Annotated in this window: 15 protein-coding genes; 13 read left to right on the top strand and 2 right to left on the bottom strand. The window is 44.1% G+C overall.

Annotation, left to right across the window (positions count from 1 at the left end):
* Positions 1-104 precede the first annotated feature (104 nt).
* The 7 genes from JUB14_RS20735 (at position 105) to JUB14_RS20705 (ending at position 7,581) form a co-directional block, all read left to right on the top strand.
* A complete protein-coding gene (locus JUB14_RS20735) occupies positions 105-3,983 on the top strand; it encodes a PAS domain S-box protein (protein ID WP_207508737.1) in 3,879 nt (1,292 codons plus the stop codon).
* Positions 3,977-4,417, top strand: a complete 441-nt coding sequence (locus tag JUB14_RS20730; protein WP_207508736.1) for a response regulator — start codon at positions 3,977-3,979, stop codon at positions 4,415-4,417. The genes JUB14_RS20735 and JUB14_RS20730 overlap by 7 nt, the downstream gene beginning before the upstream one ends.
* Before the next feature lie 347 nt (positions 4,418-4,764).
* Positions 4,765-5,190 (top strand): hypothetical protein, encoded by a 426-nt coding sequence (locus JUB14_RS20725; protein WP_207508735.1) that lies wholly within the window; start codon positions 4,765-4,767, stop codon positions 5,188-5,190.
* A gap of 114 nt (positions 5,191-5,304) precedes the next feature.
* Positions 5,305-5,631: a hypothetical protein gene (locus JUB14_RS20720; RefSeq protein WP_207508734.1), complete on the top strand. Its 327-nt coding sequence runs from the start codon at positions 5,305-5,307 to the stop codon at positions 5,629-5,631.
* A complete protein-coding gene (locus JUB14_RS20715; RefSeq protein ID WP_207508733.1) occupies positions 5,624-6,118 on the top strand; it encodes a DUF2231 domain-containing protein in 495 nt (164 codons plus the stop codon). The genes JUB14_RS20720 and JUB14_RS20715 overlap by 8 nt, the downstream gene beginning before the upstream one ends.
* A 13-nt stretch (positions 6,119-6,131) precedes the next feature.
* Positions 6,132-7,025 (top strand): cation diffusion facilitator family transporter, encoded by an 894-nt coding sequence (locus tag JUB14_RS20710; protein ID WP_207508732.1) that lies wholly within the window; start codon positions 6,132-6,134, stop codon positions 7,023-7,025.
* A gap of 103 nt (positions 7,026-7,128) precedes the next feature.
* Positions 7,129-7,581: a hypothetical protein gene (locus JUB14_RS20705; protein ID WP_207508731.1), complete on the top strand. Its 453-nt coding sequence runs from the start codon at positions 7,129-7,131 to the stop codon at positions 7,579-7,581.
* Between the two features lie 81 nt (positions 7,582-7,662).
* Here the strand turns inward: JUB14_RS20705 and JUB14_RS20700 are convergent, their stop codons facing one another.
* Positions 7,663-8,886 carry a PQQ-dependent sugar dehydrogenase gene (locus JUB14_RS20700; protein WP_207508730.1) on the bottom strand — a complete coding sequence of 408 codons (1,224 nt, stop codon included), beginning with the start codon at positions 8,884-8,886 and terminating at the stop codon, positions 7,663-7,665.
* Between the two features lie 75 nt (positions 8,887-8,961).
* Complete coding sequence (locus JUB14_RS20695; RefSeq protein WP_207508729.1) at positions 8,962-10,149, bottom strand: Gfo/Idh/MocA family protein; 1,188 nt, start codon at positions 10,147-10,149, stop codon at positions 8,962-8,964.
* Between the two features lie 679 nt (positions 10,150-10,828).
* On the opposite strand from JUB14_RS20695, the gene JUB14_RS20690 reads away from it, so the two are divergent.
* The 6 genes from JUB14_RS20690 to JUB14_RS20665 all read left to right on the top strand — a co-directional run bounded on the left by JUB14_RS20690 (position 10,829) and on the right by JUB14_RS20665 (position 17,279).
* Positions 10,829-11,938 (top strand): caspase family protein, encoded by a 1,110-nt coding sequence (locus tag JUB14_RS20690; RefSeq protein ID WP_207508728.1) that lies wholly within the window; start codon positions 10,829-10,831, stop codon positions 11,936-11,938.
* Between the two features lie 27 nt (positions 11,939-11,965).
* The gene (locus JUB14_RS20685) at positions 11,966-12,568 is read left to right on the top strand and encodes a hypothetical protein (protein WP_207508727.1); all 603 of its coding nucleotides are present in this window, start codon (positions 11,966-11,968) and stop codon (positions 12,566-12,568) included.
* 164 nt (positions 12,569-12,732) lie between these two features.
* The gene (locus JUB14_RS20680; RefSeq protein ID WP_207508726.1) at positions 12,733-13,608 is read left to right on the top strand and encodes a hypothetical protein; all 876 of its coding nucleotides are present in this window, start codon (positions 12,733-12,735) and stop codon (positions 13,606-13,608) included.
* Between the two features lie 10 nt (positions 13,609-13,618).
* Positions 13,619-14,626: a hypothetical protein gene (locus JUB14_RS20675; RefSeq protein WP_207508725.1), complete on the top strand. Its 1,008-nt coding sequence runs from the start codon at positions 13,619-13,621 to the stop codon at positions 14,624-14,626.
* Between the two features lie 12 nt (positions 14,627-14,638).
* The gene (locus JUB14_RS20670; protein ID WP_207508724.1) at positions 14,639-15,760 is read left to right on the top strand and encodes a hypothetical protein; all 1,122 of its coding nucleotides are present in this window, start codon (positions 14,639-14,641) and stop codon (positions 15,758-15,760) included.
* 43 nt (positions 15,761-15,803) lie between these two features.
* Positions 15,804-17,279 (top strand): C1 family peptidase, encoded by a 1,476-nt coding sequence (locus tag JUB14_RS20665; protein WP_207508723.1) that lies wholly within the window; start codon positions 15,804-15,806, stop codon positions 17,277-17,279.
* The last annotated feature ends 34 nt before the right edge of the window (positions 17,280-17,313 follow it).

The raw sequence follows: 17,313 nt of genomic DNA, 5'->3' as shown, positions 1-17,313 counted from the left end.
TGCTTACAGATAAATGTTTCTTATTCTTTGGGTACCGGGGAGTGGTTTTTGGTAATGTCTTGGGTTTCTAGTTATTTAGATGTATTAAGTAACTTTTGTCGTGTATGTTGAGTGCAGATCAGTGGGGGGCAGTCTTTAATCAATCATCAGTATCTTTTCTTGTTTTAGAAGCTAATTCTCCTTCTTTCACCATTGAGGAGGCTAATTATTCTTTTATCAAAGCGACCGGAAGTTCAAAGGGTGATATACTTCATAAATCTTTTTTTGACGTTTTTCCGGCTAATCCAGAGCAGCCAAACGGACTTTGGGTTAATAATCTACGCGCTTCTCTGGAGGAAGTACTATCCACTGGAACTTCAAGACAGTTTATAAACCAAAAATACGATATACCTATACGTGGTACCGGTTTTTTTGAAACCAGGTTCTGGAACGTAGATATACATCCTATTCGAAACCCGGAAGGACACATAGAGTACATAAGCCTTCTGGTACTTGATGTTACTGATCAGGCCCGAATTGAGAATAGAACCCGGCAGCAACTGAATATGGTGGAGGAAAAGACCAACCTTATCATGAATGCGGCACTGGATGCTATTATCTGTATCGATAAACAAGGGTCAATCATCTACTGGAATCCACGGGCCGAAAAAATATTTGACTGGAAAGCCAAGGAAGTAATGGGCTTCAATATATCCGAGGTCATTGTCCCGCCGCTATACCGGAAGAGGCATGACAAGGGTATGGACAGGTACAACCAGACTGGTCATGGACCGGCTCTGAACGTGTTGCTAGAACTAACCGCCGTTAAAAAAGGAGGAAAGGAGTTTCCGGTTGAATTGACTGTACTGCCTATTAAGCAGGAGGAGGATGAGGAGTTTTTCTGTGCTTTCATCCGCGACATTTCAGAACGAAAAAAGCAGGAAAGCGAAGTACTCAAGCTTTCTGAGCGGCTGTCATTAGCGACTGAGGCCAGTTCGGACGCCATCTGGGACTGGGACATCAAAGCGGGGAGTATGTACCGAAGTGAGGGGTACCGAACGCTCTACGGCTATGACTTCTATGGACAGAAATGGCCGCAATACTTCTGGGAGAGCAGGGTACACCCGGATGATCTGGATACTACTCAGACTTCCATACAGGAAGCCATCGATAATCAGCACATCCGCAACTGGACCGGTGAGTACCGGTTTCAGAAAGCAGATGGGAGCTATGCCTTTGTCAAAGAAAACATCATCATCCTTCGTGATCCGGCAGGAGTACCTACCCGGATAGTTGGAGCACTGAAAGATATTACAAAAGACAAAGAGCAGGAGCAGGTGTCACAGAAGGAGTGTGAAGTACTCAGAGCTCTGATCGATAGCCTTCCGGATATGATCTATGCCAAAGATCTGGAGCTACGTCATGTTGTGAACAATGCTGCCAACCTGAAACTACTTGACGTGCAGTCAGAAGCAGAAACGCTTGGTAAACATTCATCTCGCTTTTTCCCGGGTAAGATAGGAGAAGCTATTCTGAAGGATGACCAGAAAATACTTCAAACGGGAGAAGGAATCTATAACAAGGAGGAAGTAATCCTGACACCGCATGGTGAGCAGATTTGTGTGGTGACAACCAAAGTACCCCTGCGGGATAAAAATCAAAATATTATCGGTATTGCCGGAGTAAGTAAGGACCTGACTCAGATGTACCGGAAGCAGCAGGAGCACCTACTTATTTATAAAATTATTTCGGCCCTCGGCAAGCTCGAGACCCTGGATGAAGCACTGGCCGAAACCCTGCGCCTGATCGCTACTTTTATGAATTTTAAAGTAGGGGAAGCCTGGATGGTAAGCCTGGACAAGAAAGAGTTAATCCGGAAAAGTGCATGGGCTGATGATAAAGTCGCGGCTATATTTAGCTATAACCATAGTCCGCGTATCAAGTACGGAGTAGGGGTACCAGGTATTACCTGGCAGAAAGGGCAGCTCGAAATCCTAAATAATATACAGGACGATAATAAAATCCGCCGTACGGAACAGGTACGACAAGCCGGGTTGAATTCGGCAATTGGCCTCCCCATTCAGCATAAAGGGGAAGTCATAGCCGTACTAACATTTTTGGCTGAGCGGGAGATTGAATATAGCGAGGAGTTTCAGGAGCTGATGCAATTCATTGCCGGACAGACGGCATTGAATATCCAGCGCAAGAAAGCCGAAGATGAACTGAATAGCTTTTTCAACTATTCACCGGATATATTGTGTGTATTTGGGACGGATGGGTACTTCAAAAAAATAAATGCTGCCGCCACTACGATCCTTGACTATTCCCGAGAAGAACTACTGTCCCGACCCTATACTTCATTTGTTCATCCTGATGACAGGGGTCCTGCTCAGGCTGCCATCGAAAAGTTGAGAAAGTTGGCGTCTGTTGGTTATTACGAAACCCGATATATTACGAGTAAGGGAGAAGTGAAGTGTATAGCCTGGACTGGTACTACAATGGGTGATGAAGGTATCATTATTGCCATAGGCAGGGATATTACAGATAAAAAGAAGCTGGAAGAACAAGTCGGCCGATATAACCAGCGTATAGTTAATATTCTGGAAAGTATTACTGAAGGCTTTATTATGGTAGATAATCAGTGGGTGATAACTTACTGGAATCGTGAAGCGGAGCGGATTGTTGGATTGGACCGTAACCAGGCGCTGGGTGAATGGCTCTGGACTATTTTCCCGGAAGCGAAGGCCCTGCAATTCTATACTGAGTTTCAAAAGGCTTTTGCTGATCAGGTCACTGTACATTTCGAAGAATATTCCCCATTTACAAATAAATGGGTTGATTTTAGTGGATATCCTACCGAGGATGGGTTGTCTATATTCTTCAGGGATATATCTGAACAGAAAGAGTCGCAGAAGTCCCTGATGCTGAGTGAGCAGCGGTTCCGGGCGCTGGTACAGGATGGTAGTGATATGATTTGCATCCTGGATGGAGAGGGTAAATATATTTATGCCAGCCCCACCACCGATCAGGTACTGGGAATAACCGCCGAAGCATTTATCGGCCGAAGTGCATTTGAATATATTCATGAAGAAGACCATGCACGGATTATGGAGGCTTTATCAAATTTAAAGACTAGCAAAAGGATCAAGCTGGCGCCTTTTCGTTTTAAAGATGTAAAAGACAACTATCACTGGATCGAAACCATTGCCACTAATTTATGTGATGATCCTGCGGTGGGAGGGATTGTTGCCAACTCCAGAGATGTGACGGAGCGAGTGGTACAAATGCAGGAACGTGAAAAGCTGATAGAGGAGTTGACCCAGACAAACCGGGATCTCAAACAGTTTTCCTATATAACCTCCCATAATTTCCGGGCTCCTCTTTCCAACCTGCTTGGACTGTTGAGCCTGATGGAAGAGGATAAAGTAGAGGATCCGCTCCTGCAGGAAATACTTATTGGTTTCAGAAAGTCAACATATACCCTTAATGATACAATCAATGATCTGATAAAGGTTTTGATCATCAAGGATCAACCGGCTATGGGCCGTGAGCCTCTACAGGTGGCAGATCAGTTTGATAAGATCGTGAATCAGCTTAGTGTGCAACTTGAGGAGGTACATGCCGATCTGAAAACTAATTTTGAAGAGGCCCCTATTGTACAATTTAACCGAACTTACCTGGAAAGTATCTTCCTTAATCTACTGACCAATGCTATCAAATACAGATCATCGTCCAGACTTTTAGAGGTAAGGGTTAGCACTCAGCTTGTCGATGGTTGGGTAGTTCTGCGTTTTGAAGATAATGGTATGGGTATTGATCTAGAGCGATATAAGGATCGACTTTTTGGGCTATACCAGCGTTTTCATGACCGACCCGATAGTAAAGGACTTGGTTTATACCTGGTTAAGTCTCAGATGGAAGCATTGGGTGGTTCCATAGAGATGGAAAGCGAAGTAAATAAAGGTACTATACTTACCTTAAAATTTAGAAATGAGCTATGGTAGATAGCATAGTTTTGATCGAAGATGACGAAGTCACCAGGATGCTTAGCGGGATTGTAATCCGGAAGGCCTCCTTTGCCCGCAACATCCTTACTTTTGGAAATGGTCGGCAGGCACTTGATTACTATCAGGGGCTATCCGAGAGCAACGAAGAAACACGTAGTAATTATCCAAGATTAGTATTTCTGGACCTGTACCTGCCCGTCATAAATGGCTGGGAGTTTCTGGATGAGTTTGTTAGAGAGTACTATCCCCTCTTTAAGGAAACAAGGGTAGTGGTTCTGTCATCATCGGTTGACCCGTCTGATGAAATACAGGCGAAAAAGTACCCACTGGTACTGGATTTCAAATCAAAACCAATCACAGTACAGCTTCTGGAAAGTCTGGCGGAGCGGCTGCGTGAATCAGTTGGTACACCAGTTTCTGCGCGAGAGTAATCTAATAATTTTCCCTCTTCCAAATACGACATTTTCCTCGTGATGTAGTATAAAGCCAGGGATGCGGAATGGGTTGTCGTAGTCTCTTATTTTTGGAATGAATAATGAACTTGGGATTAGTATTTTACTGCACCAAAGTCCATTGCCGAGTGGACCGGAGAAGGGTTCACTCTTCTACTTTTCCAACATCTCTCATTCCCTTCAAAGAAGGTACCATGGGTATTCAACGGCATAAAGGTTAGTGGCTGGGGGATGTGATCCAAGTCCAAGCTCTGATATATCCGGAAGCAAAAGTATCTTTATACTTGCTATTTTTGCACCTTTACCGGATAGCAGGTAGTTAGTTTATGAAATATTGCAAAGCTTTTATTGTGGCCATAGTGCTTTTGGGTGGTCTCGCCTTTTCCTGTACGCGGAAAGATCCTAATCTGGGCGTGCCTGATGATCGGGTAGTAGGTACCTGGCGGCTATTCAAAAGACTGGTGCCTCAGGATTCGGCTACATTAGTAAAAGATATTCCGAACCTACCCGCTCAGACCCTGGTCTTTAATGGGGATGGTACCTTTGCGGCTACGGGTGAGGAGCTGGAGTACTACCGTAGCAGCCGTTACTACCGGATGGACTCAACTCTTCTGGGAGAATGGAGGTTAGGATTTATAATCAATAATTTGAATCCGACTTTTTACCAGAAGTTTAGTCAGCGGGGAGATACATTGGTACTACTGCCCTCCTGCGAAGGGGATTGTGGACTGTATTTTGTTAAAACACGCTAAATATGTGCAGATGGAAACAACCGTTTGGCACAGTCTTTTCGTTTGAAAAAGCATAAAATACAAATTGCAATAGATCCAGGTTTCATTTGTCCCACCATTTAAACAACAAGTACTATGAAAAATGTAAAGCTTTCTATTCTGGCGTTATTATTGTTTATTCCCCTTCTCTACGCTTGCGAAGAAAAAACAGACGTAGTTGATTCAGGTACCTATCAGGGCGTAATAGATGATGTAGAAGCCGAAGAAACGGAGATATACGTGAAGACAGATGATGACAAACGCCTCGAACTATACTTTAACGAATCTACTCAGCTCAGCCAGAATGGACAACCCATCCAGTTTGAACGCTTGAAAAAGGGAGACCGTGTTGAGGTAGAAGTTGAAAAAGTTGGTAATCGTCTGGAACCCGTAGCTGTTAGATTACTTCAGTCCAATGAGTGAACCTAACTTCTGGCGGACCGAGATATGGCATCCGCTGGTATTGCATTTTCCGCTGGCAGTATTGTTACTGGCAACCGTAACAAAACTGGTCGCAGTGTTTATAAATCATGAGCCTGCATCTTTCTGGCAAAGAGCAGGCTCTTATTTGCTTTATTGTGGTTGTATATCCGCCTGGCTGGCTGTTTATACGGGTAATATGGCCGATGGAGTTGTAGCCCGCAGAATCTGTGACCCTACCATTCTGAAACTTCATCAGATAGCAGCCTATAATACAGCTTATCTTTTTACGGGAGCTACTGCCGTGGATCTTGTCCTGTACTATGGCCTTTTCAGGCAGTATAGCCGCCTCATACGAGTAGGCATAGTAGTACTGATGCTGGCTGGATCGGGTTATCTGGTGTACGCAGGGCACCTGGGTGCACAGGTTGTGTACCAGCAGGCAGGAGGGGTACGGGTACCTTCGGCTGATTGTGCCGAATACAATTAATGATTAGAAACTAATGCACAACGAAAGGCAGGCTGCTTCCTCAGAACAGAGTCTAAAAACAACCCTGGTGGGCTTAGTGGTTAGTGCTGTTCTGGCCATAGTAAAAGCCCTCGGTGGAATATTCGGTAATTCCTTCGCTCTCATCGCGGATGCCATTGAGTCAACAATTGATATCTTTACTTCATTTATGTTGTGGCTGGGCCTGAAATGGTCCGTCAAGCCCGCCGATAAAGATCATCCCTATGGTCATGGAAAGATTGAAGCTCTGATCGCCGTTGGGATAGCCCTGGCACTTGTCATCGCTTCTGCCATTATCACCCGTGAGAGTATTGAAAATATACTGATTCCCCATAAACCGCCCGCACCGTTCACCCTGGTTATATTATTCATTGTAATCATCACGAAGGAAGTCATGTACCGGTATGTACTCAAAACCGGTATGGAGCTAAACAGTGGCGTTTTGAAAGCGGATGCTTTTCATCACCGGAGCGATGCCATCACTTCGGTAGCGGCCTTTATTGGTATTACGATTGGTATAGTAGGTGGAGAAGGGTACGAAGTAGCAGATGACTGGGCAGCGCTACTCGCTGCTGTGATCATTGTAATAAATGCCTACCTGATACTGCGCCCTGCTATAGGTGAACTGCTGGACGAAAACCTTGATCCGGAACTGGGAGTCAGGGTGAGGGAACTGGCAGCTCTGGATCCGGAGGTAATCAAAGTAGAGAAGTGCCACATTCGGAAGATGGGTATTATGAACCACGCCGATCTGCACATCTGGGTAAACAAGGACCTGACCGTTGAAAAAGGACATGATGTGGCGCACCGGGTAAAGGAATCTATTCAAAAGGAACTCCCCCAGTTTGTAGGGGTAATGATACACGTCGAGCCAAGTACACCCGAGTAAGGGTTTCGATAGGAGTATATATATTCAATATTTTATAATCTCTAACTGCTTACCACCTTTATTGCCCTGCATGGGTCCTATTACATATCAATATGTCATTTTAGTGAAAAAACTACTCATACTGTCACTATTAGGAATGATGGCCTGTGAAGATCCCTTTTGTGAGGAAAGGCCGGATGAAGTGGCTGGTCTGGTTGTAAGGGTTCTGGATGAACAGTACCTGGCGTATGAGCGAAGCGAAGGTGATCTGGGGCGTAATGGGATTCAAATCACTTCCGAACAGCAGTTCCAGCAGGTTTTCTCCTACTGCTGTGCTACCCAGTTAGATAGTATTGATTTTTCAAAGTATGATGTATTGGGTAAATCAACCGTCAACCGGGGCAGCAATAGTAGCTATCGCCGCGAAGTACAGCATGATGATACAAACAAGAAGATTATTTATACCATTACTGAACACTACTGTAAAAAAGCTTCACCAACCGATGGTCGGGGTAATTTTGTAGTGGTCCCCAAGGTACCTGCTGACTTCCGGGTGGAGTTTATTGTAAATAATTAGTAAGGGAAGCGACCTGGTCAACTACCAATTGTAATGACCAGGTCGCTGTTTTTCATTAGTGGCGTATACCAGCCGGGGTGGCTACTGTGAGTAAGCTACCCGGTACATGACTCCGTTGTTGTCGTCGGTAAGGAGGAGTGATCCATCCTGGTGCTGCGCGATTCCGACGGGTCTCCCAAACATGCTACGGTTGTTGTCCGTCAGAAACCCGGTCAAGAAATCTTCAAAACGAGTAGGTTTGCCATTTACAAACCGCAGACGTACGACCTTGTACCCGGTAGGACTGCTCCGGTTCCAGGAACCACGCAGGGCAACAAAGGCGTCGTTCTGGTACCCCGCAGGAAACTGGCTACCCGTATAAAAAGCAAAACCCAATGGCGCGCTGTGGGCATCGTACGTAAGTAGCGGCAGGGTAGTTTTGCGGAGGTACTGCTGGTAGGTAGTGTCTCCCGGGGGACGATCGGCCGGATTGTACTTGCCTTCTCCGTAAATGTAGGGCCACCCGTAATCGGCATCCTGTTTGATGGCATTGACCTCCTCCCTCTGTTCATTATTGCCCAGCCAGTCTATGCCGTGATCCAGGCCGTACAATTCCTGACTTTGCGGATGCCAGCCAAACCCAATGGTATTTCGCAGGCCTTTGGCGTATATCTTCCGGTTTGTGCCGTCCGCGTTGGCTCGCAGGATGGTAGCACTTTCGGGGGATGTTTCCTGGCAGGCATTGCAGGTACTACCCACGGTCAAATACATCATTCCGTTCGGGCCAAAAGCGATCGTACGGTTAGCGTGCTGTCCACCGTCCGGCAGATCATCTATCAATTTTTTGGGCTGTCCCAGGGTACCGTCACCCTGCATAGGTGCCGAATATACTTCTTTCACCGTAACCAGATACAGGGTTCCCTGGTGAATGGTGATCCCATGTACCTGTTTCAGGGTAAGTACCTTTCTTTTTTCATCGGCCTTTCCATCCTGATTGGTGTCCCGGACCAGCGTTACCGTTCCGGCTTCCCGGTCTGTTACGTAAATGTCGCCATTGGTATGTACTGCCAGCATCCGAGGCTTACCCAGATCTTTGGCAAATTTTGTAACGGTGAACCCTGCTGGTACTTTCAGCTGAGCTATCTGCTGGTCGTTGGCAGGGATCAGTGCCGGCTTGTACACGTAGCCGTTTATTTGTGCGGTAGTAAGCTTATCATTCGTTTCAGGGATGGTGCTGGAAGTAGACGCCTTCTCGGCCCCTTTGCAACCCAGCACCAGCGCCGCCGTGGCGGCCACGTAAACAACTGCATTATGTAACCTTGCCATCTTCGTATTTTTAGCTTATTAGGGTGTTCTATCCAATATTTCTCGGGTTCAACGGATAAGGATGCGGTTAAGGCATTAGGCGGTACTATAATGATCCAGTACTTTCTGGACATTCGTCGTGGAAATTTTCTGACCTGTATCGGCTGCCTGGTATATGGCTTCGATGAGCTGTACATCCCGGAGTCCCATTTCACCGGGTACCGTTGTGGGTTTGTTGTTCAGGATACAGTCTGCAAAAGCATCAATTTGCCGGGCCTGTTGGTTTACATTTTCAATATTCATTTCGCCGCGACTGGTCTGACCTTCGAGGCCGCCGTACTGGTAGGCCGGCTGCAGCTCAAACCATCCGTTGGCCGCTTCCGCCCTTAATAAATTATACTTTTCGGTATAGCTTGTCTTGCAGTCAGCTACGCTACCATCTTCAAACTGCAGCTGGAAGTCCATACCTTCTTCGACTTCTTTGAATTTCTCCTTATCTGTGATAGGATGGTATTGGGCCGTGACCGAAACAGGAAGCTGTCCCTTCGTATAGATCGCTCCCTGTAAGCAGTAGATGCCAACGTCCGGTAGAGGCCCTCCGCCAGACAGCTCTTTATCAAAGCGCCAGGGAGTATCATTTCCTTCTTTTTGCCCGTTCTGAGCGATGAGTTTTTCCACTTTCCCAAACTCCACCTGCTGACCCAGGCGCATCATTTCGAGGTTGTGCGGCTCAAAGTGCAGGCGGTACCCAATCGAAAGCTTTTTGCCGGCCTTATTGCAGGCATCAATCATTTTTTGACAGTCAGCCGATGTTATAGCCATGGGTTTTTCACATATAATATGCTTCCCGGCCTGGGCTGCTCTGATCGTATACTCCGCATGCATCCCATTGGGAAGTACTACATACACAATATCAATCTCGGGATTATCCGCAATCTGATCAAATGTCTGGTAGTTATAGATGTTCTGTTCCGGTATGTTGTACTTCTTCTTCCACTTCTCAGCTTTTTCGGGGGTACCGGTTACGATACCAGCCAGTCGGCATAGCTTGGTTTCTTCCAGAGCGGGAGCCAGCTGACCTTCGCTGTACTTGCCCAGCCCTACCAGCGCAATACCTAACTTACGTTCGCCGGATGCGTCCGATGCTTCGGTTTTTTCTGCCGATTGGGTGGTAGTTCCACCACAGGCCGACAGCATTGATAGGGCAGGCAGCACCAGGGCTGAAGTACCTGCATAGTGGATAAAGTCTCGCCGATTCAACTCATAGAGCGCATTCTTTTTCATAGTCAGATCACGTTGGTGTGCTAGTAACTTATCTTTTACTTACACTGTAACTGGCTCATCTGCTTTATGTTTACTAATAAAATATGATAAAAGTTAATAAGACCTTTGTCTAAGGCTTTCATGGATGATTGGGATAATCCTCATAGCTACCATGCATCTTCGGCTACAGTATTTATTCTTTTCCCTGTTCAAAAGTGCCCATTCCCTAACTATTTCCAGGTAGTCAAAGCCTACTAATTTCAATAAGAAGCTCCGATTTAAAAATAGCGTCCCTTATAACCTGGTTGCACAAGTCTTTCAGAATTTGAATGGTAATGGTGTACGAGACTTCTGGAGACTAACCACTCAGCTGGATGTCGAGGATCTTAGTGTAATTCTACTTTGACTGTCACCTTTACATCTGAACCCACCCAGGATGATGAATGTGGTATTTTTCATGCCAGGGTTAAAATTATCTTGTACTTATAGGAATACTGAATACTGTCCCTAAGATGATGATCATGAGTCAATGACTACACAATCCAAATATATTTCAAGTAGAAAATTATGTTTGAGTGATAATGTTCTGCCATTTTTTGTATCAATGATGGGAACAGGATACCGTTAGATAAAATTCTGCTAAATTCTTAGCTGCGTTGACCTATAATACCTAGTTTGGACATCTATTTTGAATCGTGATATGAGAAGGTCATCATTATTGGTACTACTTATTTTAATTGCTAGCAGTACGATAGCTCAGACTTTTCATGCGATTCTGATTGCTGATACTAAAGATCCGGTCCTTGGAGCTAGTTGTGAAAGGGATTTAGCAGAAATGTCGGCACGTATAACCGATATAGCCCAAAAGATTAATTATCAGTACCACGAAGTTATCTGTAGCAACGAACAATTTGGAAATGCGGGTCTTTCAAAAGCGCTTTCAGAGATAAACTGTTCTCCTGAAGATATTGTATTCTTTTATTACACAGGCCACGGACTTAATACACTTGAGCGTTCCAGTTCATTTCCCCTGCTGTATCTTAAAGATAATAATGACACTGAGCTGGAGTCGATACATCTTCAACTGAAAGCAAAAAAGCCTAAATTCTGCCTGACGCTGGGTGACTGCTGCAATAATCTATATAGCGATACCCGCAGTTTGCGTCCTGTTCCTCCCCTTTTCAAAGGAATCGGAGTAACGGATGATGCAACTATAATCAAAAAACTTTTTTTGGAAACCGAAGGCGATATTATCATATCAAGTGCAGGAAGAGGAGAAAAAGCAACGGCCCATCCAAACCTGGGAAGCTTCTATACCTATTCCTGGATGGAAGCACTTACTAATGCAGAAAGCAATAATCAGGCAATTACGTGGGAGACATTTTTGAGTGATGCAGAGAATCGTTTGCAGGTAGCCCTCAAAGAATTCCCTGATACGATAAAGCACCATTCCCATTGGTCCGTAGGATACAAGAAGGCACCATCAATAGATCCCTCCACCATTAAGCCGGTAGTAAGCTACGATGAGATAAACAAGTTCTTGAATTTTCTGGCCAATGAAAGAATTCCATTTACTGAACGTAATTCTATCCGAGTCCACAAACAGCCTATCTATTTTTCTCCTGCGGCTACTGTAGATATATATATCAATTCGCCTGAAAAGCCTGTTGAACGACAACCTGTTGATCAATTCCTGAAAAGAATAATCAGCACAGCCAAACTTATTGATCAGTTCAATTTTGTGGAGAAAATGTCGGAGTTAAGTGAAGATGGCAAATATAGACATCTTACATTACAGGAAGTCAGGTAGTATAGTATAAACAAAACGCATCCGGTTATGCCAAAACTCTACTATATTCTTTTCTTATTAATTGCCTCTTTTCACCTTCAGGCTCAACCTGATCTGAATAAGGAGCGTTTAGCTGAGTTCAAAATATTGACAGAGCAACGGGTCAATGATCTGCAGGAATATATTACTCAAATAGGCAATAAATCACTACCTATTGAACAGCGTCAGATAGCCATTGACCTTGCCGTGGATCTGTTTGAAAAAGATTACGAAGTAAATGGAAAGCGCCGATCTCCCTACATTCAGGTTTCACGTCGAAATGGAATGGTTGAAGCGATTCCCGTTCGCGCCTACTTCAATAATTTATTAGGTGTAAAGTTCGATAAGGTCGAAATCACTTACTACGATGCGGCCGCTGTATCTGATTTCGAAAAAGGAACTGATGGTAATTACCACGCTACCGCAACTTACTTCCAGCAATTCAAGGGTTTTGACAATAGTGGAAAAATGATTTATGGCAGCCGGGATCGTAAGGATATACGTGTAACGGGTAAAAGTATGGCTGTATATAAAAATCTGGGAAAAGAAGATCTTAAAATTTTCTTTGGGGATGTCACAGTGAGGGAGACAATACCTATTAAGGGTTATTGACCATCAGTTAATAATAAAAAACACAGTGCAGTACTCATTTACCAGAGTGATAGTACTTAAAAAAGGCTGTTCATTTCTGGTGCTTTTCAGGAGTAGCTAACATTTTGTAAAGTCAGTAAAGCTACCTGTAATTATAACTATACACATACTTATCTAAGATTATAATGCGGCTCCTCCTGATTGTGCTATGGGCTATTGGAAGCTCACTCGTAGGACTGGGACAGTCTGTATCAGAGATTGCACCGTCTGTTGTCGCGGATACGTTGAATACAAAAGAATTCAGCCAGAAGCTGGTCAGAAATGAGTCGAAGCCCTATATGATGTGGCAGGTAAAGCATGTAAGTGAATTCATAGCCCGGTTTAACCATGAAGCTCTACCCGGTGGTAAAAAGTTTACAGACTCCTCAAGAATGGAATATCCCAGGGATATGTACCTGCGCCGGCTGTTCAATGAAGATGATGTTCGCTTCAAGAGGACGCGTTTAGGTTTATCCTCGCTTTATTCACAACAGGTAGATGAATTCATCAATACTGTCACTACCCATGACATCAAGATTTCCAGTCAATCACCAATCGAAGCGGTCTCAAAACTTCGGGTTATACATCATCATCTTACGGACACTCTGGTAGTAAAGTTAAGAAAGTACTATACAGCTGATAGTGCCTCTTACTGGCAGATTGTACAAGTGAAGCGCCCGCAAGTATTGCGTGATTCACAATCAGCCGCTTGTGATGGTCTGGAAAAGCAACAAGATCTCCCTCCCAATTCTCACGAGGTAAACTTCTTACCTCTTCTTCGAGGGCTAAGTGACTACCGAAGTTTCTGTCCTTTTATGAATTCCGATTCAAGACTCAATAAGGATTGGCAATGTACAGAAGCGGCCCTACGTAATGGCACTCTGCATATTGAATCTGTAGTGTCTACTACTATTTATATACCCATTGGCACTGAGTGGCAGCTGGAACTGAATGAGTTTTTATATGAAAAGGAAAATTCAGGTTGGTTGATCTCTAACCTTATTCAACTTGCTCATAAATAAATATAGATAAATGAAACTGCTGAAAATAGTTATGCTTCTACTTACTGCATTGGCTGGGCAAGCACAACAGCCCTCCCGGCAGGTATTGGAGCAGATGCTTCCAGACTATTTTCAGAAGCTAAATACTGCTATACAAATTCTGGGTCATGAATCAGATTCAACGAGTTGGCCAGAGGTACAAGCCAGTATTTTAAGATTATACTTTACAACCGATACGATACAAGTACCAGACCTGCTTGTGCCGGAGGATAGCTACCTGCAGAAACGACCTAAGATAGCGGTACATGTTCTGTTGAGTCGAATTCCTTACTACTTCTGGAAAGGATTTCAATTCGAAATACATACGAAAGACGCTACGGTACAGGAGATGAGTGAGAATGATACAAGTATAAAAGCCATAGTATTGGTACCCGTTGGCCTACGAGGTATAGCCCGACAGGAGCGCAGGCTGCAAAGGATAGGTGAGGTTATGAAAATAACATTGGAAGGCCAATGGGTAGATTATTCTATCAAGGATTGTAAAATAAGTAACATACAAGGTACGGGAGAGTGGTTATATGGTGCTCCGCTGACACGCAGCCGAGCATTAGAAATTGAGAATCAGTTATTAACTCCTTTGAAGCGAATCTTCTCGGCTACTACTTCGGATTCTTTAAGACATAAGGCATGTGAAGAGCTAAAAAGTAGGCTAAAAAAAGATACAATTTTTTTTGTGAGTACTGATAAGGTAAGCACACCCTACAGTATAAATGAATGTAAGTTTCCTGGAGAGGTAATGATTGATGATTCCAGAAAGCTTGAGATAGCAGAATTTAGCCTTGACTATACTACTGATTTTTACCGTGGAGCTAATCAGGTTTTTATTGGACAACGTACCAGGCTGGATAATGTGAATCTAAAAACTGCAGTCGGAGCGTGGTATAAGACACTGAAAAAAGATTGGGTACCGGTAGAAGACTCTGTGGCTGTCAGTAAGAAGTACGAATGGAAAGTTTCAGATTTGATCATTCATTTTTAACCATAGCCTATTATGATTTTAAAGCCTTCATATATCCTCACCGCTACAAAAGTGTTACTTACGGGAGGAATTTTGGCTGGCCTTCAGGCCTTTACTCCGGCTGATCATGTACCTCTTTCCCACGAGCGTACGCTTGATGGAATGCTGAAGAGTTATCAACGTGAATTGAACGCATTAGTACCTTCTCTAAATGGAACATCCAGCTCTAAAAAGGCTGAGGAATTTGTGCACGTTTACTTCATGGATGATACTGCTTCTATCGTAAACCACATTATACCCGGAAATGTAAAGCCGGACAAATCCTTGGAACCACTAGCTGATAAAGCATCCCTTAAAGTAGAAGAATACCTCAGACTGGCAGGCGGGCTGTATAAGAAGGGTTTTAAATACGAGTTGGAGCGAGATCTCCTTAAGATTGTAACACTAGATTCAACAAATTCCAAAGACCGGTTTATACACAGGTATCGACTTACTGTACCTGTTACGGTTCAGGGACGACCTAATGCACAATTACAGGTTGAAGTACAGGATACACTAGATATATATGCCTCTGTCTACTCGGATAGTAAACGGAATGTGCGCTATGCCCGGATTCAGAACATAGTTAGAAGTGGTACCTCGATACCTGCTGCGCCGGTTCCTGCTCCAAAACCAGAATCTATACCCGGTAATAATGACGATGTGACTTTGATAGACTGGCCTATCGAACGTAAGATAGATGCCATTCTGAAAAATCTGACTGTACTCAAAAGCAATGTGTCGGAAGAACAATTTTCGCAGTTCAAAGACGAGGCGGAAGCAATATTTGGCCCTAGTGGATATGTAAACCTTGTGACAAAGGATGGTCAGACGATGAGGCTTCCACGGGTAGGTTTTCTGATGCGAGTTCGCGATACCAAAAGCTCATACGAGTTGATGCAGTCGACCCTGGTACTTTATGACCAGTTCCGTGAAAATTCATTAGGTAAATGGTACTGCCGGAGCACAACCTTTCATGATGTCAATCATTTCGATAAGGGAAATCCTGTTCCAGGTAAAGTTACCTCTGCGCAAAGAATGCCTATGCTAACTAAGGCACCTACTCAAAGGGGCAGTTACTGGCAGATCGTAGAATTAACTCTCAAAGAAAAGTAGAACTTCTTTATATAAGATACAGGCACTATAAAATCCATTAATTATGAAAGCTTATCTATCAACCCGTTTCACACTTACAGCTCTTCTTGTACTAACACTATGTGTTTCAGGCTTTTCTCAGACAAGAAAAATGGGATTAAGAATGGACGACGATCAGTACATGCGTCTCCCCAGAAAACCAGATAACTTACGTTTCAAAGGCATACTGCCTCCTTCGTACAATCTTAAAGAATATCTTCCGGAGGCAGGTGATCAGGGGGATTTTGGAACTTGTGTAGGTTGGTCAACAGCATATTATATGCGGACGATCATGCAGGCAAAGAAGAATGGTTGGAATAACCAGGCTGCCAATATTGCCAAAGCCCGATTCTCACCAGCGTGGATATACAATCAGATAAAGAAATCTACTGATTATGATTGTCAGGGAGGAGCTTCACTTGCTGATGCACTTGAACTGATGAAAAACAAAGGGACGGCCATGCTTGCCTGTGCTCCCAACGAGTGTGGAAGTGCTACTGGTAACTGTGATCAGGATGCTGCGAACTTTAAGATACAAGGGTATGCTACACTCTTCAACTCTACACTTTCTGCCACTCCTGCTAGCGAAAAAATACTTGCCATAAAGTCGGCTCTTGTTGAAAGCGAAAATGCTGTTCTGATAGGTATGTTGATGACACATTCATTCCTGGTTGAAGCCAAGGATACATGGAAGGCAGCACCAGGTGAATCGCCTGAAAGTAATCTGGGAGGACATGCTATGGCAGTAATCGGATATGATGATAGCATCAATGGAGGCTCCTTCCTGATTGTCAATAGCTGGGGAAAAGGTTGGGGAGACAATGGCCTTACCTGGGCTAACTATGACGATATGATCCGGTTTACCAAGTACGCCTTTCAGGTATTTCCTGAACCAACTCCAAAACCACAGCCTAATGTTATTGCACTTAAAGGCAATATGGAATTCACATTGACGGGAGGAAATATGCCTGTTCACTCTCTTGTTAATAAAGGTATTGATGTAACACCTGATCAGCCCAATAGCAACGCCGAGATGATTACCTATACGATGAGTAATGGGTACACATCGGGCACTCGCTTTAAAATGGCGATCAACAATAATAAGCAGTCATACGTCTACATTATTGGATCTGATCAGCAAAATCGTGTAAGCAAGCTATTCCCGGTTCCTACTGGTACCAGTACAAATGTAAGTCCTATCATACCTTCCAGTAATGCTGTATTGATGCCGTCTCCCAATAGTTCTTTTACTCTCGATAACGTAGCGGGTGAAGACTACTTCGTAGTTTTTATTTCTGAAAAGGAGCTAAATCTGGATGAGGTAGCTACCAAAATCAAGAATACTAACGGTACTATTGTTCAGAAAGCATACGCAGCATTAGGTGAAGACTTCATTTCACCTCGAGATATGACCTATGAGCCTAATCAAATCGCCTTTGAAGTGAAAGGTAGTCCTAAGGGGAGTGTTGTACCACTCCTGGTGAAAATCGAGCATAAGTAAATTACTTGCTATGAGGAGATACGTAAGGAGATAA

The organism is Telluribacter humicola (assembly GCF_017355935.1).
GTDB lineage: Bacteria > Bacteroidota > Bacteroidia > Cytophagales > Spirosomataceae > Telluribacter > Telluribacter humicola.
The sequence above is the reverse complement of the archived record's forward strand: the minus strand, read 5'-3'. Positions and strand labels throughout refer to the sequence as shown.